This window comes from Streptomyces sp. SAS_272, assembly GCF_052543235.1.
The window spans coordinates 26,563-48,298 of record NZ_JBMNDR010000074.1; the positions used below are offsets into that span (position 1 = coordinate 26,563).

Genomic DNA, 21,736 nt, shown 5'->3' on the forward strand with positions numbered 1-21,736 from the left:
CGGGCCCGAATGCGCCCCGCCCACGCCGAAGCCGTCGGGGGCGGCGACCGGGCCACGGTAAGCGATCGACGCACCCGGTCCCCCCGATGCGTCTGACGCACCTGCACCGTCGAGCGCCGCGACGTGCGCGAGGTTCTGCCGGTCCTCGGCGTCCTGGCCGGCCTCGGCCGCGAACCACGCGTCAAGGATCTCCTTGAGCAGCGGCTCGGAGGTCAGACGCAGGCTGAGCGCGAGGACGTTGGCGTCGTTCCAGCGCCGGGCGCCCTCGGCGGTGCCCGCGTCGGTGCACAGGGCGGCCCGGACGCCGGCGACCTTGTTCGCGGCGATGGACGCGCCCGTGCCGGTCCAGCAGCACACGACCGCCTGCTCGGAGGTCCCGTCGGCCACGTCCCGCGCCGCCGCAGCGGAGCAGACAGCCCACCGGAGGTCGTCGCCGGCACGCAGCGCGCCGTGCGGCACCACGTCGTGCCCGCGGCCGCGCAGCTCCGCCACGAGTGCGCGGGCCACTGGTTCGTCCATGTCCGAGGAGACGGAGATCCGCATGCCGCGAGCCTACTGACGGCAGGCCCGCACTGTCGCCCCGAACGCCTCAAAGACGCGCGTCCCGTGGGACGACGTCCCGCCGGCGGGACGCGCGCACCGCCCGGCGCTGCCCGCCTGCACCGCACGCACCGCACGCACCGCACGCACCGCACGCACGATCTTCCACGCCGACCGGACGATCACTCCGCGACCGCGGGAAGCCCGCTCGGGGATCCGTCGGCGGCGCCGCCGCTGAATGCGCCCGTGAGCCCCGCCGGATTGCCGGCCGGGACGATCCCCGAGTCCAGGACGGTGCGGGCGAGCGGTTCGAGCAGATGGGCGAGGCGGGCGGTGGCGGCGGATCCCAGGGCCGTCCACGGCGTGACGGCGGCCGCGTCCGTGTCGGCCTCCACCCCGGCCCGGGCCGCCGCTCCGGCTTCGGTGAGGCATACGTCCTCGTCGAGCCAGCCGCGCTCGCGGAGTTCCCGCTGCGCCGCATGCCAGGCCGTCATGTCCCACCTGCGGGTCTGCCGCTGGAACTCCGCGTCCGACTCGCCCGCCGCACACTTGAGCACCATGGCCCCGACCGGCCCCAGGCGGCGGGCGACGAGAGCGGCGACATGGCCGTCTCCGCGGTGTTCGCGCAGGGTGGTCAGCGCCTGCCACAGCCTGACGTGCGGCTGTTCCGGGCGGGGCAGAGCCTGGTTGGCCGCGCCCAGCACGCGCCCCGCGGTGTCCGCCGCCCGCGCCGCCTCCCAGGCGAGTTCCGCGGCCTCGGCCATCTCCGGCGAGCCCACGCCCTCCGGACCGTAGAGGGCCGTCATGGCGGCGTCCACCGCCCGCCCACGTGCCGCGAGCACGTCCTCGGCCGTCGCCGCACGCCAGGCGTCCGGCAGCGCACGCGCCACCCGGTCGGGGTGAAACACGTAGAAACAACTGGTGACGACGGCCGCGGGGGCAGGCCCGAGGGGCGCCGCACGGAGGGCGAAGTAGCCCATCCAGTAGCCCCTCATCCCGAGGCCGTCGGCGGTGGCACGCACCTCGGGCGCGAAGTACACCAGCTGGTGGATCGGTTCGAACCTCTCCCACATCGCCCGTGCGACGGTGTCCTTCACCCAGTCCTCCCGACCGGTCGTTGGCTGCATCCTCGTCTGCATCTGCATCTGCTTCCGGCCACCAGCTCCGGCTTCCGCATCCGGCTTCCGCTTCCGGCCACCAGCTCCAGCCTCCGCTTCCGGCTTCCGCATCCGGCCTCCCGCTCCGGCCTCCGCTTGGGCCTCGGTGTCCCGGCCGTTCCGCTCCGGCGTGAGCCCGCGTCGCGGCAGGCCGATCTGCTCGGGCACAGACCCGGGGCGCGGACCTGGGCACAGACCCGGGCACGGACCCGGGCACCGAGAGGCAGCATCCGTCATGACGGCGGTCATAACAACCCCGCCCCCCGAAGCCGGCCTACGCGCGGACCTCGCCGTCGGCTCGTGCCGCACGGTTGTGGACGTCGGCGTCCGCCCTGGCCTAGGGTGCTGGAGAAAGCGCTTTCTAGCATGGTCATGCCAGCGTCTAGCCAGGAGCGTCGATGCCGCACACCGCACCACAGGACCCCTCGCAGCCATGGAGCCGAAAGGCGTTTCTGCGGGGCCTGACGGCCGTCGGAGCGGCCCCGCTGCTGCCGGCGGCGCTGCCCTCCGCCGCCCAGGCCGCCGACGGCGGCCCCGCTTCCGCCCGGCCGGACTTCGAGCTGGTGCGGGACGGCGTCGCCGTCGACGTGTTCCTGGACGCGGGCGCGGACCCCGCCGTGCTCCGCGCGGCCGGCGATCTGCAGGCCGACGTGGAACGGGTCACCGGGGTCCGGCCGGCCCTGCTGCGCACCCTGCCGGAACGGGCCGCGGCGCTGATCGTGGTCGGCACGCTCGGCTCGAGCCCGGTCGTGGACCGTCTCGTCGCGCGCGAGCGGCTCGGTGTGCGGCGGGTGACGGGGCGTCGGGAGGCGTCAGTGACCCAGGTGGTCGAGCGTCCCGCGCCCGGGGTGTCCCGCGCCCTGGTGATCGCCGGCAGCGACCCACGCGGCACGGTCTACGGGATCTACGACACCTCGGAGCGCATCGGGGTCTCGCCCTGGTACTGGTGGGCCGACGTGCCCGTCGAGCGGCGGGACGCGGTCGCCGTGCCCGCGGGGCCCTTCGTGCGCCGCGAACCGTCGGTCCGCTACCGGGGCGTCTTCATCAACGACGAGCAGAACCTGACCACTTGGTCGCACCGCACGCAGGAGCCGGACAAGAACATCGGTCCACGGACGTACGAGCGCCTCTTCGAGCTGCTGCTCCGGCTGAAGGCCAACTACCTGTGGCCGGCCATGCATCCGTACTCCGACTTCTTCAACAAGTACCGGGAGAACCCCGAACTGGCCGACCGGTACGGCATCGTGGTCGGCTCGAGCCATCCGGAGGCGCTGCTGCGCAACGGCGTCCACGAGTGGGCCCCGTGGGCCGAGGACCACCGGGGCGCGGACGGCACACTGCCGGTCTACGACTACACGGTGAACCCGGCGGTGATCTCCGACTACTGGCGGGCCCGGGCCCGGGAGAACGCGGCCTACGAGAGCAGCTGGACGCTCGGCATGCGCGGGCTGCACGACAGCGCGCTGGAGACGAAGAACGCCACCACGATCGCGGAGAAGGTGGCGGTGATGAACGACATCATCGCCGACCAGCGCCGGATCCTCGCGGAGGAGGTCGGGGCGGCGGCCGAGCCGCAGATCTTCATCCCGTACAAGGAGGTGCTGGACCTGTACAACGCGGGCGTCCGGGTGCCCGACGACGTCACGCTGATCTGGCCGGACGACAACCACGGCAACATGCGCCAGCTGCCGACCGAGGCGGAGCGCGCCCGTCCGGGCGGCAACGGCATCTACCACCACCTCTCCTACTGGGGCCGCCCGCGCAGCTATCTCTGGCTGGACACGACGCAACTGGCCAAGGTGTGGCAGGAGTTGCGCAGGGTGTACGAGCACCGGGCCGACCGGATGTGGATCTTCAACGTAGGCGACCTGAAGTCGATCGAGACGGGCCTGTCCTTCTCCATGGACATGGCCTGGGACGTGGACCGGTGGACGGCCGGGAACGTCGAGGACTTCCTCGCGGAGTGGTACGGGCGGCAGTTCGGGCTGCGGCACGGCCGGGAGATCACCTCGATCCGCACCGAGTACTACCGGCTCGCGGCGGAGCGGCGGCCGGAGTTCATCGACCGCGGCGTCTTCTCCGTGGTCCACCACGGCGACGAGGCGGGACGCCGCATGGCCGCCTACGACCGTCTGCTGCGACGGACCGCGGCGCTCGGGGACGAACTTCCCGCGGCTCTGCGGGACGCCTTCTTCGAACTCGTCCACTATCCGGTGCACGGCGCGTACCTGATGAACCTGAAGTACTACTGGGCGGACCGCAACGTCCTGGCGGCACGCCAGGGGCGCGGCGCCGGGACCAACCGCTTCGCGGACCTCGCCGAGGCGGCGCACGCCCAGGAGGCGACGCTGACCCAGCGGTACAACACCGAGGTGGCGGGCGGGAAGTGGAACGGCTGCATCAATCCGTACCCCTCCCAGATCCCGAAGGCGCCGGGGCGTCCGGCGGTCACCCGGGTCGCCCGGCGGGAGACGTCCGGGCTGGGGATCGCCGCCGAGGGGAACGAGGTCGGCGCCGCACGGCCGCTGCCGTTCTCCTCCGCGACCCGGGACCGGCGTTTCGTGGACGTTTTCAACACCGGTTTCCTCCCGCTTTCCTGGGTCGCCGAGGCGGACCGGCCGTGGGTCCGGCTGAGCACCGCGGGCGGCTCGCTCACCGAGCAGACCCGGGTGTGGATCGAGATCGACTGGCCCGTCGCACCGGAGGGCACACACGCCGTCACGGTGGCGTTCACCAGCGGTGACCAGCGTTTCGAGGTGCCGCTGACGGTCGTCCACGAGGGTGAGCGAGCGCGTCGGCGGGCGCGCGGCTTCGTCGAGGCGAACGGCTGGGTGTCGATCGACGCCGTGCACACCGAGCGCCGGGTGGCGCGCGGCGGGGCCCGCTGGCGGACCGTGCGCGGGCTCGGCCGCGGTGCGGCGGCGGTGGAGGCCGCGCCGTCCACGGCGGCCCCGGTGACCACCGACCTCGCCGCTCGTGCGCCGGAGCTGCGCTATCGGGTGCGCTTCACCAGCACCGGGACGTTCCCGGTCACCGTCTTCCGGCTGCCCTCGCTCGACGAGCGGGGTGCGCGGCGTCTCGCCGTAGCCCTGGACGACCAGCCGCCCACCGTCCTGTCCGGTCAGTCCGTGGCCACCGGAAATCGCGGTGACGCCTGGGCGCGCAACGTCGAGGAGGGGGTGGAGAAGCTGACCGCGTCGGTGACCGTCGCCGCGCCCGGCGAGCACGTCCTGCGGCTCTTCATGGTCGACCCGGCGATCGCCGTGGACCAGATCGTCATCGACACCGGCGGCCTGCCGGCCACGTATCTCGCACCGCCGGAGAGCTACCACCCGGTGTTCAACCCGGACCCGGACACGTCACCGGGACTGGACGCGCCGAGCCGGTAGCCGGCCCGTCGACGGGCGTCGCCTTCGCGGGCGACGCCCGTTGTCGGCGGGGCCGGGTCGGACGGGCCCTGACCGTCCACGACGCTCCCGCCGGGTCACGCGGTGGTGAAGTCGGCGCTGTGGTCGGCCGCCCAGACGGTGAAGGGGCGGGCGGGGTGGCCGGTGAGTTCCTCGACGGTGGAGGTGAGGGCGACGGGCTTGCCGTCGTTCGACTCCCACCAGTTCAGGAGGGCGTCGGCGTACACGCCGGGGATGTAGTCGGCCATCTCCCGCTTCCATTCCTCCCGGGTGACCCGCTGGGCCCTGACGGGGCGTCCGATGACGGCCGCGAGCTGGTCGATCTGCTGGGTGAAGGTCAGCGACCGGGGGCCGCTGAGGGTGAAGCGGCCCCCGTGGTGGCGGGGGTCGACGAGGACGGCGTGGGCGGCTTCGGCGATGTCCGCCTCGTGCACGGGGTCGGTGTGTGCGTCGGGGAAGGGCAGGCTGATCGCCCGGCCGGCCTTCACGGGCCAGGCCCAGGCCGAGGCGTTCGAGGCGAAGGAGCCCGGTCGCAGGATCGTGGTGGTGATCGGCGAGGCCAGCAGGGCGTTCTCGACGTCGAGGTGAGACCTGGCGAGCGGGTCGTTCCCGGCGTCGGGTCCGAGCACGCCGGCGGAGGACAGCAGCACGACATGCTCGACCCCGGCCTCCTGGGCGTGGTGGACGAAGTCCTTGACGCGGTCCGAACTGGCGTAGAGGAACACGGACGTGACGCCGGCCAGTGCGGCCGGGAAACAGGCCGGGTCGGTGAGGTCCAGTCGGACGGTGGGCACGCCCTCGGGGGGTGAGAGGTCGTCGGGGCGGGCGGAGCCGAGCCTGAGCGGCAGGCCGGCGTCGTGCAGCAGCGTGGTGAGGCGGGCGGCGACCGCGCCGCGGCCGCCGGTGATCAGAATCATGATGACGTCGATCTTTCTGCTGGTCAGAGGTGTGTGGTGTGTGCGGTGCGGAGCGCCTGCGGCAGTCCGGAAGCGGCTCGAATCGAATCACGTTCGTGACGAACACCGTTCGCGCCCGCCACCTCACCGTAGGGAACGAACATCGTTCGTGTCAAACACTGTTCGTTCCAAACACCGTTCGCCCAGGACTACGCTCTCCCCCATGAGCTCGCAGCCGATCAGCCGCCGCGCGCGGCCCGCCAAGGCCCCCCTCAGCCGTGACGCCGTCGTGCGGACCGGACTGCGGATCCTCGATCGCGACGGACTGGACGCGCTGACCATGCGTCGCGTCGCCAAGGAGCTGGACACCGGCCCGGCGTCGCTCTACGTCTACGTGGCCAACCGCGACGACCTCATGGCCGCCATGCTCGACGCGGCTCTCGCCCAGGTGCCCCTCCCCTCGGACGACGCTTGCGACGGTTCCTGGCAGGAACGGCTCCGGGCGCTGGCCGGCGCCGCGATCGAGGCCATGAGCCGTCACGAGGGGCTGGCCGCCGTCGCCCTCGGGGCCATCCCCAGCGGCGACCACGCCCTGCTCGTCCTGGACCGCATGCTCGCGCTGCTCAAGCAGGGCGGCCTCGACGACGTCACCGCCGCCTGGGCCGTCGACCTGCTCTATCTGCACATCGCCGCGGCCGCCGCCGAGCAGAGCGTCTACAACGCCCGGGCGACGGGCGAGGAGAACGCCGTCGCCGCGGCCGACCGCCGGTACGCCTCCCTGCCCGCGGACCGCTACCCGATGGTCACCGCACTGCGCGAGGCGCTGCTCTCGCCCGGCGACCGGGACGCCTGGGGCCTGAACGTCCTCATCAACGGCCTCCTCCACACCCCCGCCGGCTGACACGGGGCCCGCCCGCCCAGCGGCCCCGGCGAGCCCGGCCGCCCGGCCGCCCGCCCTCCCGTACGGCACGGCGCCCGACCGCGACGCGCATCCCTCCCCCATCGGGTCCCTCCCCCATCGGGCGGGCCGCACCGGGCGAGCCGCATCGGGCGGCAGGCCGCGGCGCCCGCCCGGCGCGGTCCGGCCGAGGAGCGCCGACTGCTGTCCTGACGGCGGGCGGCGGAGTGCGTCCGCGCCGTTCCGTCCGACACGGGGACACAGGGACACGGGGACACAGGGACACAGGGAACGAAAATCGCCGGTGGGCCGGCGCTGTTCGCCATGACCTCCGCTCGACGCCGGTCGGACCGGCAGAATGGAAGCAGGGACTCACCTGCTAGCCCACCTGGAGGTATCCATGAGGATGCTGATCAACGTTGCGGAGACCGTGGTCGCGGACGCGCTGCGCGGTATGGCGGCCGCCCATCCCGAGCTGACGGTCGACGTCGAGAACCGGGTGATCGTGCGGCGGGACGCGCCGGTGGCCGGGCGGGTCGCGCTGGTGTCGGGCGGTGGGTCCGGGCACGAGCCGCTGCACGGCGGGTTCGTCGGACCCGGGATGCTCTCGGCGGCCTGCCCGGGTGAGGTGTTCACCTCGCCGGTTCCCGATCAGATGCTGCGCGCGGCGGCGGCCGTGGACAGCGGGGCCGGCGTGCTGTTCATCGTGAAGAACTACACCGGCGACGTGCTGAACTTCGACATGGCCGCCGAGCTCGCCGAGGAGGAGGGCATCCGGATCGCGAAGGTGCTGATCGACGACGACGTGGCGGTGACCGACAGTCTCTACACGGCCGGGCGGCGCGGCACCGGCGCGACGCTCTTCGTGGAGAAGATCGCCGGCGCCGCCGCCGAGGAGGGCCGGCCGCTGGAGCAGGTCGAGGCGCTCGCCCGGCAGGTCAACGAGAACTCGCGCAGTTTCGGCGTGGCCCTCAGTGCCTGCACGACGCCGGCCAAGGGCAGCCCGACCTTCGAGCTGCCGCCCGGCGAGCTGGAGCTGGGCGTCGGCATCCACGGCGAGCCGGGCCGGGAGCGGCGGGCGATGATGACGTCCGGTGAGATCGCCGACTTTGCCGTCCAGGCGATCCTGGACGACTTCACGCCCCGTAACCCCGTCCTGCTGCTGGTCAACGGCATGGGCGCGACACCGCTGCTGGAGCTGTACGGCTTCAACGCCGAGGTGCAGCGCGTGCTGTCCCAGCGCGGGGTGCCGGTCGCCCGTACGCTCGTCGGCAACTATGTGACGTCCCTCGACATGGCCGGCGCCTCGGTCACCCTGTGCCAGGTCGACGAGGAACTGCTGCGGCTGTGGGACGCCCCGGTCAGGACCCCGGGGCTGCGCTGGGGGGTGTGAGGCGGAGAGAGCAGTCCGGCAGACACCGACCACGCAAGGAGATCCTGTGCTCGACGCCGACTTCTTCCGCCGTTGGATGACGGCGACCGCCGCGTCCGTCGACCGCGAGGCGGACCGGCTCACCGCCCTCGACTCGCCGATCGGGGACGCCGACCACGGCAGCAACCTGCGGCGCGGTTTCACCGCCGTGACCGCGGCGCTGGAGAAGGAGGCGCCGGAGACTCCGGGCGCCGTCCTGATCCTGGCGGGACGGCAGCTGATCTCGACGGTCGGCGGCGCCTCCGGCCCCCTGTACGGCACCTTGCTGCGCCGTACCGGCAAGGCTCTCGGGGAGGCCGCCGAGGTCGACGAACCGCAGTTCGCCGAGGCTTTGCGCGCGGGCGTCGACGCCGTCATGGCACTCGGCGGCGCCGCGCCCGGCGACAAGACCATGATCGACGCGCTGGTGCCGGCCGTCGACGCCCTCACCGAGGGCTTCGAGGCCGCGCGGGCGGCCGCCGGACAGGGGGCCGAGGCCACGACGCCGCTGCAGGCGCGCAAGGGCCGGGCCAGCTATCTGGGCGAGCGAAGCATCGGCCATCAGGATCCGGGGGCGACCTCGGCGGCGCTGCTCGTCGCCGCCCTCTGCACGGCCGGCGGGGAGTGAGGCGACGATGAGCGACGACAAGACGGTGGGCGTCGTGCTGGTCTCGCACAGCGCGGCGGTGGCCGCGGCCGTGGCCGAGCTGGCGCGAGGGCTCACGGGCGGCGGCGCGGCCGTCCCGGTCGCCGCGGCGGGCGGCACGGAGGGCGGGGGGCTGGGCACCAGCGCCGAGCTGATCTCCGCCGCCGCCGCGTCGGTCGACCGGGGCGCCGGGGTCGCCGTCCTCGCCGATCTGGGCAGCGCCGTCCTCACGGTCAAGGCGCTGCTCGCCGAGGGCGACGAACTGCCGGACACGGCACGCCTGGTGGACGCCCCGTTCGTCGAGGGCGCGGTGGCCGCGGTCGTCACGGCGGCCGCGGGCGGCGACCTCGACGCGGTGGAGGCGGCGGCCGCGGACGCGTACACGTACCGGAAGGTGTGACACCGGCGAGTCGAGTGGGGGGCGGGCCGTGCCGACGGCCCGCCCCCGGCCGCTCACTCCCCCGCCCGGCCCTTCTCGCCCTCCTCGGCCCCCTTGCCGGTCGCGACCTTCTCGTCCGCCTTGTCGGCGCCGCCCTTCTCCGCTCCCCCACCGGTCGTGCCCGTCGAGGCTTCCCGGCCCCGCCGCGGTTCCCGGGCGCTCCGCTCCGGTGACGTCCCCGAGACGCCGGTGAGGTCCGAGGCCTCGGCGTCGTCCGACGGGCCCCAGTCCTCCTCCCAGCCCGGCGGGCGGACGGGCGTCGTGTCTTCCTCGCCGTCCTCGCCGTCCCGCTCCGGGGACAGCGGCGATCCGTCCGGGCTCGCGTCCGCGGCCTCGGTGAACTGCCGGGCGAGCCGCTCCCCGACCGCCACGGCGGACGCGTGGCTCTCGATGGGGGTCGCCCTGGAGTTCTTGAACACGATGTACGTGACGCCGGACGGCGCGCCGCCCCCGCGCGGATCGGGGCGGATGCCGAGCGCCTCGGCTGCGGCGTACGAGGCCTCGCCGATGATCTCGCGCGGTCCGGTGTCTCCGACCACCGCGTACGCCACCCGGTCCCGGTAGACGACGGCGGCGACGGATCCGCCGCGCACCCCGTGGTCACGGTGGTCCCAGATCTCGCTCGCGCCCGGTACGACGATGTAGGGCAGGGAGTCGGCGCTGAGATAGCGGCCGTCGGACTGCTGGAACGCCGTGGCGGCGGAGAACAGCGGATCGGTGCGGCTGTTGCACTGCGGGCCCGGGCGGCCGTCGCAGTCGATGTCCATGTCGGCCGTCCAGAAGACCGCCTCGTCGGTGCCGCAGACCGGGATCGTGGCGGGCGCGCCGTCGTCCGTGCGGTAGCGGCCTCGGGAGACGGGAGTGCAGTCGCGGACCCGGGACAGCAGGTCGGCGGCGCGGACGGATCCCTCCTGGCGCGCCGCCGGGGCCCCGGGGGCGCCCGCGGACGGCCGCACGGCGGCGGGCGGGTTGGTCGGGGCCAGCAGGGCGAGGCCTGCCACGGCCAGTGTCAGCGACTGGACTCGCACGGTTTCGGACCCTCTCGTGGAGGCGTGGACGGACGCACTTTGACGGGCACTCGGAACAATCTGGTGTCCGCCGGGGCGCGCGGCCACTCCGAGAGGGCCGTACGGGGACCGCTGCTGACGGACCGACAGCACGACGCGTGGCCGGGGGCCACCGCGCCGTGGTGCGGCTCCGGACCCCCGGGCCACCGCGCCGGTGCACGGACGGCGACGGCCGCGGTCCACACCGTCCGCGTCAACTCGTCCGGCCTCAGGGAGAGTTCGGCAGGGACGGGGGCCTCACCGTATGCACGTCCCGCGAGGGCGGCCGTTGCGAGCGGCGGCGGACGGCCGCCCGCCACGCCCTCTTGATGTGCCCGCACCACCGCGCCATATTGGTCCGGACCATTGCCGCCGTGCCGGGCCGGGAGGCGACGCCGTGCGACGTGTTGTGCTGTGGACGACGGGATGCGCTCTGGTGTCTGCCCTGTCGGGCGGCTGCGCCGTCGGCGCGGCCGACGACGACGGCCGGGCTCCCGGCGCCCCGACCGGCGTGACGGCCGCGGCCGGCAGCGCGACGAGCGTCCACGTCATGTGGAACGCGGTCGCGGCGGAGGCCGGAATCAGCGCGTACGAGGTGTACCTGGGCGCGGAGAAGGCCGGAGAGGCGCCCGGCTCCGCGCACATGCTGGACGTCGTCCGGCTCGCCCCGTCCACCGCGTACGCCTTCACCGTGCGGGCCCGTGACGCGCGGGGCCGGCTCGGACCGCCCGGCCGGGAGGTGCGGGCCACCACTCCGGCGGCCGTGGCGGCGGACCGCTCGGCGCCGACCGCGCCGGGCGCGGTGACGGGCCGGGCTGCCGGGAGCCGGGCCGTCCAGCTGTCCTGGTCGCCCTCCGCGGACGACCGGAAGGTGGTCTCGTACGAGGTCTACCGGGGCGACGCGAAGATCCACAGTGTCGGAGCGGCGCAGACGGCGACGGTCGTCACGGGGCTGCGGCCGGGCACGAGTTACGCGTTCACGGTCCGCGCCCTGGACGCGGCCGACAACCTCTCGCCCGCAGGACCTGCGGTGCGGATCACCACGGCGAAGGGGGACGACGAGGGGACGGACACGGCGCCCGCCGACTTCCGGGCGACCGGTCACCGGGGCTCCGACGGCGGCTACTACATCGACCTGTCCTGGACGCCGCCCCGCGTGGACGGCGTGGTCACGGAATACCGGATACAGCTCGACGGGCAGCCCGCCACCTCTCTGGTGTGGGGCGGCGCCCCTCCGCGGGGGACGGCGGCGTACAGCTTCTACGCGGGCGGGGAGGCCGGGGTCGCGCACCGGGTGCGGGTGCGGGCCCGGCTGCCGGACGGCGGCTGGGGCGCGTTCTCGGCGGAGCGGACGGTGACGACGGGCCCCGGGCCATGAGACACCCCGGGCCGTACCGTCGTTGGCCCGTCCGAAGGAGTCCCTCACCTGCTCGGCGGCGGTCCGCGTGCGGGCCGGCGCAGGGGGGCGTTGGCTGCCTCTGAGGCAGCACGGACGAACCCGATCCTCGGCGGCGCAAGGGATGTACCGCCAACCGTGCCGCCGCCGGAGGACATCCCATGCGCAATTCCCGTCTGTTCGTCAGCTCAGGACTGGGCGTGGCGGTCGCCGCCGCGCTGCCGCTCGCCCTGGCCGCCGGGCCCGCCGCCGCCCGGGCGTCGGGCATCTCGGTCAGCACCACCGGCTCCACGGTGTCGGTGGTGACCGGCGCCTGCACCCAGATCAACGGCAGCTGGGGCACCGCGGCGCTGCTCACCAGCGGTCAGGGGAGCTTCGCCCAGGGGCGTCAGGTGGCCCTGTCCGGGACGGCCGCGAGCCAGTCGGCCGCGTGGTCGGCGGTCTCCCCGGGCACCTACACCGTCGTGGTCATGTGCTCCAACGGCAGCACCGCGGGCACCCAGTCCGTGATCGTCTCGACGCCGTCCACGCCGGCGCCCACCCCGACAGCCTCGCCCTCGCGCGGCGTCATGGGCGGCCTCGGCGGTGCGGCCCGTGACTACGGCCCCGTCACCATGGCGGTGGGCGGGGCGCTGGTGGGAGCCGGCGTCATCGCAGGGGCCTGGTTCCTGCGCCGGCGCTCGAAGCCCTACCGGCTGTAGTCCCGGGCCTTCGGCGAACCGGGCGCTCAGCCGGACTCGCCCTCCACGACGGGCAGGTCGCCCACGAGGGGCAGGTTCGCCAGAGCCTCGGTGAGCCACTGCGTCCAGAAGGTCTCCAGCTCGATGCCCGCGCGCAGGACCAGGTGCTGCAGCCTGGCCTGCGCGCTGTCGTCGCCGACCGGGAAGTCACGCTGCTCGATCTCCCGGTATTCGGCCAACTGCCGCCGGTGCAGCTCGAGATGACGCCGCAGGTCGGCGTCGAGACCGGCGGTGCCGACGACGGCCGCGGCCCGCAGCCGCAACAGCAGGGCGTCGCGGTGCGGCTTCGGGTCCTGCGCGGCGGCCGTCCACCGGGCGAGTTCGGCGCGGCCGGCGGGCAGGACCTCGTAGGCCTTCTTCTGCCCGCGGGCCGGCTGCTCCGCGGGCAGGGCCCGGATGTGGCCCTCGGCCTCCAGCCGTCCCAGCTCGCGATAGATCTGCTGGTGCGTCGCCGACCAGAAGTAGCCGATCGACTTGTCGAACCGGCGGGTCAGATCCAGCCCCGACGAGGAGGGCCGCTCGAGGAGGGCGGTGAGGATCGCGTGCGGGAGTGACATGCAGTCATCCTAGGGACGGTCCCGGACGGCTCCGCGTGGCCGGCCTACAGCGCCGCCGCCAGCTCGGTGCCCTGCTGGACGGCGCGCTTGGCGTCCAGTTCGGCGGCCACGTCCGCGCCGCCGATGAGGTGCACGCTGCGGCCGGCGGCGACCAGCGCGTCGTAGAGGTCGCGGCGCGGGTCCTGGCCGGTGCACAGGACGACGGTGTCGACCTCCAGGACCGTGCTCTGCTCGCCGACGGTGACGTGCAGCCCGGCGTCGTCGATCCGGTCGTAGCGCACGCCCGGGACCATGGTGACGCCCCGGTGCTTGAGCTCGGTGCGGTGGATCCAGCCGGTGGTCTTGCCGAGGCCCGCGCCGACCTTGCTGGTCTTGCGCTGCAGGAGGTGGACGCTGCGCGGCGGGGCGGGACGCTCGGGGGCGGCGAGGCCGCCGGGCCCCTGGTAGTCCATGTCCACACCCCACTGGCGGAAGTAGGCCGCGGGGTCCTCACTCGTCTTGTCGCCGCCGTCGGTGAGGAACTCGGCGACGTCGAAGCCGATGCCGCCCGCCCCGAGGATCGCGACGCGGTCGCCGACCGGCGCGCCCTCGCGCAGCACGTCGAGGTAGCCGACGACGCTCGGGTGGTCGATCCCGGGGATGTCGGGGGTGCGGGGGCTGACACCGGTGGCGACGACGACCTCGTCGTAGCCGGTCACGTCCTCGGCGGCGACGAACGTGTCCAGTCGCACGTCGACGCCGTGGGCGTCGAGCTGGTGGCGGAAGTAGCGCAGCGTCTCGTCGAACTCCTGCTTGCCGGGGACCCTGCGGGCCACGTTCAGCTGGCCGCCGATCTCGCTCGCGGCGTCGAAGAGGGTGACGTCGTGGCCCCGTTCGGCCGCGCTCACCGCGCACGCCAGACCGGCCGGGCCCGCGCCCACCACGGCGACCCGCTTGCGCAGCCGGGTCGGCGCGAGGACCAGCTCGGTCTCGTGGCAGGCGCGCGGGTTGACCAGACAGGAGGTGATCCTGCCGCTGAAGGTGTGGTCGAGGCAGGCCTGGTTGCAGCCGATGCAGGTGTTGATCGCCTCGGGCGTGCCCGCCGCGGCCTTGTTGACGAAGTCGGGGTCGGCGAGCATCGGGCGGGCCATCGACACCATGTCCGCGCAGCCGTCGGCGAGCAACTGCTCAGCCACGTCCGGGGTGTTGATGCGGTTGGTGGTGACGAGGGGCACGGAGACCGCGCCCATCAGCTTCTTCGTCACCCAGGTGTAGGCGCCGCGCGGCACCGAGGTGGCGATGGTGGGGATACGCGCCTCGTGCCATCCGATGCCGGTGTTGATGATGGTCGCGCCGGCGGCCTCGACGGCCTTGGCGAGGGTGACGACCTCCTCGAGGGTCGATCCGCCGGGCACCAGGTCCAGCATGGACAGCCGGTAGACGACGATGAAGTCCTCGCCGACCGCCTCGCGCACCCGTCGGACGATCTCGACCGGGAACCGCATCCGGTTCTCGTAGCTGCCGCCCCAGCGGTCGGTGCGGTGGTTGGTCTGCGCCGCGATGAACTCGTTGACGAGGTAGCCCTCGGAGCCCATGATCTCGACGCCGTCGTAGCCGGCCTGCCGTGCCAGTCGGGCGGTTCGGGCGTAGTCGTCGATGGTGCGCTCGATGTCGGCGTCGGTCAGCTCGCGGGGCACGAAGGGGCTGATGGGCGCCTGGAGCGGGCTGGGAGCGACCAGGTCCCGGTGGTAGGCGTAGCGGCCGAAGTGCAGGATCTGCATCGCGATCCGGCCGCCCTCGGCGTGCACGGCGTCGGTGATGATCCGGTGCTGTTCGGCCTCCGCCTCGGTGGTGAGCTTGGCGCCGCCCTCGCCCGGCCGGCCTTCGTCGTTGGGGGCGATGCCGCCCGTGACGATGAGGCCGACTCCCCCGCGTGCCCGGGCGGCGTAGAACGCGGCCATGCGCGCGAAGCCGTTCTCGGCCTCTTCCAGGCCTACGTGCATCGAGCCCATCAGGACGCGGTTGGGCAGCGTGGTGAAGCCCAGGTCGAGGGGGCTCAGCAGGTGGGGGTATCGGCTCATGGCAGGCCTCCGTGCGCGGCGGTAGTCCCTCAGTTCTAGAGGACCGCGCACGGGTTGTGCAACTAGTTGCACAATCAAGCCGGGCCGATGTGCCGCAGGTCACCGGCGACGCCGTCGCGGCGGACCTGCGGCGGACGGCGTCTCAGCGGCTCTCGAGCAGGACGTGCAGCTCGCGCTCCTGATCCCCGGAGGCCGAGGAGAGGTCGCGCACCGAGAACACCGAGTCCAGCGTGGAGCGCAGCCGTTCGATCGCCCAGTAACTGCCCTGCGCGTCGGCCTCGACCGAGGACGAGAGCCGGGCCGGCTCGGCGCAGTCGCGCGCCTCGGTGACCTCGAAGGTGCCCAGCCAGACCATCGGCCGGCTCTCGTGCAGCTGTTGCGGATCCTCGCCGCTGCCGCGGTCCGACTCGAAGCAGGCGTTCAGCGTGTCGAACACGATCCGGGCGTCCTCCTTGCTGCATCCGCTGATCTCGACGGAGACGGATTCCTCGTGCGATCGCTCGCGATCCATCGTGATCGCTCCTCTCATGGCGGTGGCGCGGCTGTGCGGGTTCCCCGCGAACCGCGCCACATCCCCAGAAAAGCACCTCTTTCCGAGCGGGACCAGCGACGCAGCGGTCGGCGGCGCCGGGCTCAGCCGCGGGTGAAGCGGTAGGTCTTGCTGTCGGTGAGCACGCAGAAGCCCGGCGAGACGACGATCACCCGCAGGGTGGCGGTCCTGCGGTCGTAGTCGACCCCCTCGGCCTCGAAGGACCCGGAGCACGAGCTGCGCAGCGGCAGCTGACGCAGTGCCGTGACATGACCGGTGACGTCCGAGGCGCCGCCCGGCGCGGCGGACAGATCGATCTGCAGGAGGGGCTTGGTGATGCCGAAGAGCGTCCCCGCGGGGTCGTCGGAGGCGCACAGCAAGGTGGTGGGGCCGGTGAAGTCGCAGCCCTGGACGTCCCGGACGGCGTGGTCGAGACGGACCGTCGAGGCCTGCGGCAGATTGGCGGAGGGCGAGGTGGCGGCGTTGGCGCCGGGGGTCGGGAAGACGAGGAAGCGGGTCATGGTGCCCCACTCGCCCGACAGCATCCACTGGCTGTCCGCAGTGATCGCCACCCAGGAGTTGTTCAGCGCCTCGCCCGGGCCGAGCGTGTGGACGTACTCCGACCACGCACCGCCCGGCGCCTGCACGCGGTACATCTTCGAGCCGGACGAGTCGCTCTGGTACGGCTCGACGTAGTAGCCGCCGTAGGAGGCGTCGGGGTCGCCGACGTGGTTCCAGCCCCGCACGGACAGGCCGATGGGGATGGTGCCGATGCCGGTGTAGCGGTTGGCGCTGTTCGCCGGCGCCTCGACGGAGGCCAGCCCCTGGCTCTCGGTCAGCGGATCGGCGCGGTCGGAGCCGATCTCGGTCCAGGTGTCGGCGGCAGCGGCGGGCGGGGCCGCCGAGAGGGCGGCGACCGCGGCGACGGACAGCGCGAGAGCCGCGGCTCGGGCGGTGCGGGCGGCGCCGGCCAGGGGGGTGCGGCGGCGGGCAGGGCGCAGGGGCATGGGTCTCCTCGTCGAGGGGGGGGTGGGCGCGCTCGGCGGACAGTCTGGCCCGGCCGCGATGGGCATGTACAGACCAAATTCATGGACGGGTTCGGACCCTGAGGAGAACAGCGCGCGAAGCCGTACTGGAGGAGCATGGAGAAGGGCCGCGCAAGGCGTGGGAGAAATGGGTTGAGCACGGTAGAACAGGGGGAGTCGGCACGGGGGACGGCGTGCCGCATCGACGTGCGGAGGCGGTGCGTGGCATGAGCGAAGCCGGATCGTCCGCAGCCGACGGCGGCCCGAGCGGGCCCAGCGGACTGCTGGACATCCTCAACGTGGCCTCGGTGGTCCTCGACACCGAGGGCCGCATCGCGCTCTGGAGCCCTCAGGCGGAGGAGCTCTTCGGCTACTCGGCGCAGGAGGCGCTCGGGCGCTTCGCGGCGCGGGTGATGGTCCACGAACGGCACGTCGACCTGGTCGTGAAGCTCTTCGCGGACGTGATGGCCACCGGCCAGAGCTGGGCGGGAGCGTTCCCCATCCGGCGCAAGGACGGCACCACCCGCCTCGTGGAGTTCCGCAACATGCGGCTGATGGACGACAGGGGCCGGGTCTACGCCCTGGGCCTCGCCGCCGACCAGACGACGGTGCGGCAGCTGGAGCGGGACGTCGCCCTGTCCACCCGCATGGTCGCGCAGTCCCCCAACGGCCTCGCCGTCCTGGACACCGACCTGCGCTACGTCTCCGTCAACCCGGCCCTGGAGCGCATCAACGGGCTGCCGGCCGAAGAGCACATCGGCCGTACCGTCCGCGAGGTACTGCCCCGGCTGGACGCGGACGCCCTGGAGGCCGCGGCGCGCCAGGTGCTGCAGACGGGGGAGCCGCTCGTCGACCGATCCACGACCGGCCGCACCCCCGCGGACCCGGACCAGGAGCACGCCTGGTCGCTCTCCCTGTACCGGCTGGAGGACGCCCGCGGCACGGTGCTCGGCGTGGCCGTCTCGGTCAGGGACGTCACCGACCGGCACCGGGCCGCCGTGGAGGCCGAGGCGGCACGCCGGCGGCTGGCCCTGATCGCCGACGCCTCCGCCCGCATCGGCACCACCCTGGATCTGGAGCGCACGGCGCGCGAGCTGGCCGACGTGGCCGTGCCGGACCTGGCGGACGTGGCCGCCGTGGATCTGCTCGACGCCGTGGTGGCGGGCCGGCGCACCAGCCTCGGGCCCGCCGAGTCGGCGGTGATCCGCGCCCTCGCGGTACGGGCCGTCGACGAGCCGGACGCGCTGCTGGCGGCCGACCGGCCCGGGCAGGTGGCGCATTACGCGCCCGACCGCCTCGTCACCGAGTGCGTGCGCTCCGGCCGGCCGGTCATGGTGGCGCACGTCGAGGAAGACGACCTCGGGCGCATCGCCCGCTCCCCGGACGCGGTGGGCCTGCTGGCCCGGGCCGGCGTGCACTCCTACCTCGCCGTGCCGCTCATCGCGCGGGGCGAGGTGCTGGGCGCCCTCGACCTCAAACGCACCCGCAACCCGCTGCCCTTCAGCCGCGACGACCTGCTGCTCGCCCGCGAGCTGGCGGCCCGCGCGGCCGTCCAGATCGACAACGCCCGCTGGTACCAGAACGCCCGGACCACCGCGCTCACCCTCCAGCGCAGCCTGCTGCCCAGCCATCCGCCCGTCACCGGCGGCCTCGAGGTCGCCTCCCGGTACCAGCCCGCGGACGCCACCACCGAGGTCGGCGGCGACTGGTTCGACGTCATCCCGCTGCCGGACGGCAAGACCGCGCTGGTCGTCGGCGACGTGATGGGCAGCGGCATCGACGCCGCCGCCGCGATGGGCCGGCTGCGCACCGCGACGACGACGCTGGCCTCCCTCGCCCTCGACCCGGCGGTGCTCCTGGAACACCTGGACCGGATCACCCAGGGCCTGGACCACTCCATCGCCACGTGCGTGTACGCGGTGCACGACCCCCGGCTGGGGAGGTGCCGGATCGCCAACGCCGGGCATCTGCCGCCGGCGCGGGTGCGCCCGGGGCGTCCGCCGGAGCTGCTCGACCTGCCGACCGGCGCGCCGCTGGGCGTGGGCGGCGTGGCGTTCTCCACGACCGACGTCGACTTCGCCCCCGGCGACCAGCTCGTGCTGTACACCGACGGTCTCGTGGAGACCCGCACCCATTCCCTGGACGAGCGCCTGGAGGCGCTGCTGGCGCTGCTCGACGATCCCGCGCGACCGCTGGAGGAGGTCTGCGACCAGCTGCTCAGCGCGCTGCACCACCCCGACAACCACGACGACGTGGCCCTGCTGGTGGCGCGCGCACTGCCTCGGCAGTGACGGCCGGCAGGGGCCGCGCGCGGCTTGGTCGGGCACTCCCCCGGGCCGCCGCGGCGCCCGATTCACAGCTCTTCGTTATCGGCTCCTTACCCGCCCCCGCGGACAATCACAGGGAGGCGTGTGCGTGACGCCGCCGTCGTGGCCGAGGAGCGTGAGCCGTGATGCAGCAGCCCGACAAGCCCGACCCCGCCGAGGCGCTCTCGACGCCGGCCGACGCCGAGGAACGGGACCGCTCCGGCCCGCGCACGTCGTGGCGGCGCAGGTCGCCCCGCGGGCGGGCGGTGATCGCGGCGACGACCGTCGCGGTCCTGGCGCTCGGCGGCGCCGTCGCGTACGCGGCCGCCTCCGACGGCTCCGGCGGTGCGCCGTCCGCATCGCCGTCCGCGTCCTCCTCGCACGGTCCCGGGGAGCGGCACGGCCACGGCGGCCCGTGGTCCGGCTTCGGCGGCGAGGCGGCCCACGGCGAGGCGACCGTGAAGGACCCCGGCACCGGCGGCTGGGTGGTCCGCGTCTGGCAGCGGGGCACGGTGCAGAAGGCGGACGACGGCCGGATCACCGTCCGGAGCGAGGACGGCGTCTCATGGACCTGGGCACTCGGTCCCGACGCCACCGGGTCCGCCCACGGTTCCTCCGGAGCCGACGCGCCGAAGAAGGGCGACACGGTGACCGTCGTCGGGTCCCGCTCCGGCGACGCCCACACGGCCGACCGCGTCCTGTCCGGCTCCCCCGACGGACATCGCCGGGACGACCGGCGCGGCGGCTTCCCCGGTCACGGCCCGTGGGGTCGCGGAGGCGACGACCGCTCACCGGGCCCCGCGGACAGCGGAGCGGCTACCTGACCCGGGTCCCGACGACGACGTGGGCGTACAGCTCCTCGTCCCGCGCCACCCGCACCGTCAGACCGCCGCGCGCGAACGCCTCGACCGCGTCCGGCGCCTGACGCTCACTGGTCTCCACCAGCAGACAGCCGCCGGGGGCCAGCCAGCATCGCGCCTCGGCGGCGACCCGGCGCAGCACGTCCAGTCCGTCGCCGCCGCCGTCGAGAGCGGCGAGCGGTTCGTGCTCGCGGGCCTCGGCCGGCAGCAGCGGGACCTCGCCGGTGGGAACGTAGGGCACGTTGGCGGCCAGGATGTCGACCCGGCCGCGCAGCCGGTCCGGCAGCGCCGTGAACAGGTCCCCCGTGTGCACGTGTCCGCCGTGGCCGACGATGTTGCCCCGGGCGCAGCGCACCGCCGTCGGGTCGATGTCCGCGGCGTGCAGGTCGACCTGCCCGAGCGACGCGGCGAGCGCGGCGCCGACCGCGCCGGAGCCGCAGCACAGGTCGACCACGACGGACGCGTGCGGCGCCGCGGCGAGCGCCTGGTCGACGAGGAACTCGGTGCGACGGCGAGGCACGAAGACGCCCGGCTCGACGCGGACGCGCAGACCGTGGAACTCGGCCCAGCCGACGACGTGTTCCAGGGGCAGACCGGCCGCACGCCGCCGCGCCATGGCGGCGGCCTCGTCCGGGGTCCGGGCGGCGGCGAGGATCAACTCCGCCTCCTCCTCGGCGAAGACGCATCCGCCTGCCCGCAGAACGGCGACCAGGGCGTCATGGGAGAGCACGGGAGAGGAGGAGGGGAGCGGCGAGGAAGCCGAGCCGGGCGGGAAGGGCGAAGACATGGGAGGCATGAAGCCAGGAAGCCTTTCGGGATCCGAAGGGCGCTCCCTCGACCGCCTACGAACGGCGGCTGACGCCGTCACGAGAGGAGAGCACCCGACCTGACACTGCGGTAATGGGTCTCACCCCCTCGCCCTCGCGCGACTGGGGACCTCCGCAGCCGGACGGCCACCCTACCCCAACGACGAGCCGCTCCCCGGAGCGCCCGGCCCACCCCGAGTCGTGCCGTTTCGCGTACGCCCGCGCCGCCGTTCGCGGGACATGCGCGAGTCGAGCCGGATTCGGTGTCGCCCTCCGCGACGGGACGCAGGCGCGCCGCCCTGAACGGCTGCCCAGCCGCAGAGGCCAGGGGTCTGCTTGTGCACTGGTCCGTTCGTGGGCGACTTCCTCGCGGACAGACCCACGAAAATCTATGTTGGCGGGAGTAGACATTGGACGACGGGCCAGTTATGGTTTCTCTCGTAGCCGAGATCAAGAAGGGCCCGGCAGAAACGAACTGCCGGGCAGCAGTACGCAGGACGGTGCGGCGGTGGAGTTCCGGAGCCAGGGGTATCGCAGGCGGCGACGGGACTGACGGCCGGACCGGGTGGCCGCAGTGATCAGGGGCCGCCACGAGCAGGACCGCAGTACCCGCAGTGCAGTTCTCCAGCGGTTCCCCGGTAAAGGCGTCTGACTGCGGGCGCGCGTACCGGGAAGTTCGGCAGTGGGGTTCCAAGCCCGAGCAGATGCAGGACGGGCGACGGGGCCGGCTGCCGGAGGGCGGCGCTTGTTCCAGGCCGCCGGCAGTACCGCAGTACCGGTTTCGCAAGTGATTGATCAGAGGGAAGAACGGAGGAGCCCGCGCCATCAGGATCGCCCGGACGAACAGTGGGTCCGGGTACCGCAGGACATCGACAGTGAGGTGGTCTCCGGTCACGCATTCGCGATCCCCGCATCCCCGGCAGTGTTCAGGTCGGGTCCGCGGAAACACGAGGCCGGCGCAACAACAGGGCCGGCAGATGGTGTAGCAAATTCCTTCGGGGCCCTGGTGCCGGTACG

Annotated in this window: 16 protein-coding genes and 2 pseudogenes; 9 read left to right on the top strand and 9 right to left on the bottom strand. The window is 73.7% G+C overall.

What is annotated here, in order from left to right; all coding sequences use genetic code 11:
• Positions 1-102: 102 nt before the first annotated feature.
• A pseudogene (locus tag ACN6LD_RS32100) lies at positions 103-543 on the bottom strand (RpiB/LacA/LacB family sugar-phosphate isomerase); the annotation flags it as partial.
• A gap of 179 nt (positions 544-722) precedes the next feature.
• Positions 723-1,637, bottom strand: a complete 915-nt coding sequence (locus ACN6LD_RS32105; RefSeq protein ID WP_445045023.1) for an SCO6745 family protein — start codon at positions 1,635-1,637, stop codon at positions 723-725.
• A 458-nt stretch (positions 1,638-2,095) separates the two neighbouring features.
• Here ACN6LD_RS32105 and ACN6LD_RS32110 point away from each other — a divergent pair, with 458 nt between their 5' ends.
• Positions 2,096-5,086 carry a glycosyl hydrolase 115 family protein gene (locus tag ACN6LD_RS32110; RefSeq protein ID WP_445045024.1) on the top strand — a complete coding sequence of 997 codons (2,991 nt, stop codon included), beginning with the start codon at positions 2,096-2,098 and terminating at the stop codon, positions 5,084-5,086.
• Between the two features lie 95 nt (positions 5,087-5,181).
• Here the strand turns inward: ACN6LD_RS32110 and ACN6LD_RS32115 are convergent, their stop codons facing one another.
• The gene (locus ACN6LD_RS32115; protein WP_319194806.1) at positions 5,182-6,021 is read right to left on the bottom strand and encodes an SDR family oxidoreductase; all 840 of its coding nucleotides are present in this window, start codon (positions 6,019-6,021) and stop codon (positions 5,182-5,184) included.
• A 202-nt stretch (positions 6,022-6,223) separates the two neighbouring features.
• Between ACN6LD_RS32115 and ACN6LD_RS32120 the strand changes: the two genes are divergently transcribed.
• From ACN6LD_RS32120 to ACN6LD_RS32135, 4 genes are all read left to right on the top strand, one after another.
• A complete protein-coding gene (locus tag ACN6LD_RS32120) occupies positions 6,224-6,901 on the top strand; it encodes a TetR/AcrR family transcriptional regulator (protein ID WP_319194804.1) in 678 nt (225 codons plus the stop codon).
• Positions 6,902-7,298: 397 nt separating this feature from the next.
• Positions 7,299-8,291: a dihydroxyacetone kinase subunit DhaK gene (dhaK, locus tag ACN6LD_RS32125; RefSeq protein ID WP_319198343.1), complete on the top strand. Its 993-nt coding sequence runs from the start codon at positions 7,299-7,301 to the stop codon at positions 8,289-8,291.
• Between the two features lie 46 nt (positions 8,292-8,337).
• A complete protein-coding gene (gene dhaL / locus ACN6LD_RS32130; RefSeq protein ID WP_319198341.1) occupies positions 8,338-8,937 on the top strand; it encodes a dihydroxyacetone kinase subunit DhaL in 600 nt (199 codons plus the stop codon).
• A gap of 7 nt (positions 8,938-8,944) precedes the next feature.
• Positions 8,945-9,355, top strand: a complete 411-nt coding sequence (locus ACN6LD_RS32135; protein WP_319198339.1) for a PTS sugar transporter subunit IIA domain-containing protein — start codon at positions 8,945-8,947, stop codon at positions 9,353-9,355.
• 359 nt (positions 9,356-9,714) lie between these two features.
• On the opposite strand, the pseudogene ACN6LD_RS32140 reads toward ACN6LD_RS32135, so the two are convergent.
• A pseudogene (locus ACN6LD_RS32140) lies at positions 9,715-10,422 on the bottom strand (glycoside hydrolase family 75 protein); the annotation flags it as partial.
• 454 nt (positions 10,423-10,876) lie between these two features.
• Between ACN6LD_RS32140 and ACN6LD_RS32145 the strand changes: the two are divergent.
• Both ACN6LD_RS32145 and ACN6LD_RS32150 read left to right on the top strand, forming a co-directional pair.
• The gene (locus tag ACN6LD_RS32145; protein WP_445045025.1) at positions 10,877-11,818 is read left to right on the top strand and encodes a fibronectin type III domain-containing protein; all 942 of its coding nucleotides are present in this window, start codon (positions 10,877-10,879) and stop codon (positions 11,816-11,818) included.
• Positions 11,819-11,997: 179 nt separating this feature from the next.
• Positions 11,998-12,537: a hypothetical protein gene (locus tag ACN6LD_RS32150; protein WP_445045026.1), complete on the top strand. Its 540-nt coding sequence runs from the start codon at positions 11,998-12,000 to the stop codon at positions 12,535-12,537.
• 26 nt (positions 12,538-12,563) lie between these two features.
• On the opposite strand, the gene ACN6LD_RS32155 is transcribed toward ACN6LD_RS32150, so the two are convergent.
• The 4 genes from ACN6LD_RS32155 to ACN6LD_RS32170 form a co-directional block, all read right to left on the bottom strand.
• A complete protein-coding gene (locus ACN6LD_RS32155; RefSeq protein WP_445045027.1) occupies positions 12,564-13,133 on the bottom strand; it encodes a PadR family transcriptional regulator in 570 nt (189 codons plus the stop codon).
• Positions 13,134-13,177: 44 nt separating this feature from the next.
• A complete protein-coding gene (locus ACN6LD_RS32160; protein ID WP_445045028.1) occupies positions 13,178-15,193 on the bottom strand; it encodes an FAD-dependent oxidoreductase in 2,016 nt (671 codons plus the stop codon).
• A 142-nt stretch (positions 15,194-15,335) separates the two neighbouring features.
• Positions 15,336-15,704: a hypothetical protein gene (locus tag ACN6LD_RS32165; protein WP_057581514.1), complete on the bottom strand. Its 369-nt coding sequence runs from the start codon at positions 15,702-15,704 to the stop codon at positions 15,336-15,338.
• 122 nt (positions 15,705-15,826) lie between these two features.
• Positions 15,827-16,729: a hypothetical protein gene (locus tag ACN6LD_RS32170; RefSeq protein WP_445045029.1), complete on the bottom strand. Its 903-nt coding sequence runs from the start codon at positions 16,727-16,729 to the stop codon at positions 15,827-15,829.
• Between the two features lie 245 nt (positions 16,730-16,974).
• On the opposite strand from ACN6LD_RS32170, the gene ACN6LD_RS32175 reads away from it, so the two are divergent.
• Together ACN6LD_RS32175 and ACN6LD_RS32180 are read left to right on the top strand one after the other, a co-directional pair.
• Positions 16,975-19,038 (top strand): SpoIIE family protein phosphatase, encoded by a 2,064-nt coding sequence (locus ACN6LD_RS32175; RefSeq protein WP_319194185.1) that lies wholly within the window; start codon positions 16,975-16,977, stop codon positions 19,036-19,038.
• Between the two features lie 161 nt (positions 19,039-19,199).
• Complete coding sequence (locus ACN6LD_RS32180; RefSeq protein ID WP_445045030.1) at positions 19,200-19,877, top strand: hypothetical protein; 678 nt, start codon at positions 19,200-19,202, stop codon at positions 19,875-19,877.
• Here ACN6LD_RS32180 and ACN6LD_RS32185 read toward each other — a convergent pair.
• Positions 19,870-20,709, bottom strand: a complete 840-nt coding sequence (locus tag ACN6LD_RS32185; RefSeq protein WP_415924944.1) for a putative protein N(5)-glutamine methyltransferase — start codon at positions 20,707-20,709, stop codon at positions 19,870-19,872. The two genes, ACN6LD_RS32180 and ACN6LD_RS32185, sit on opposite strands and share 8 nt — an antisense overlap.
• Positions 20,710-21,736: the final 1,027 nt, after the last annotated feature.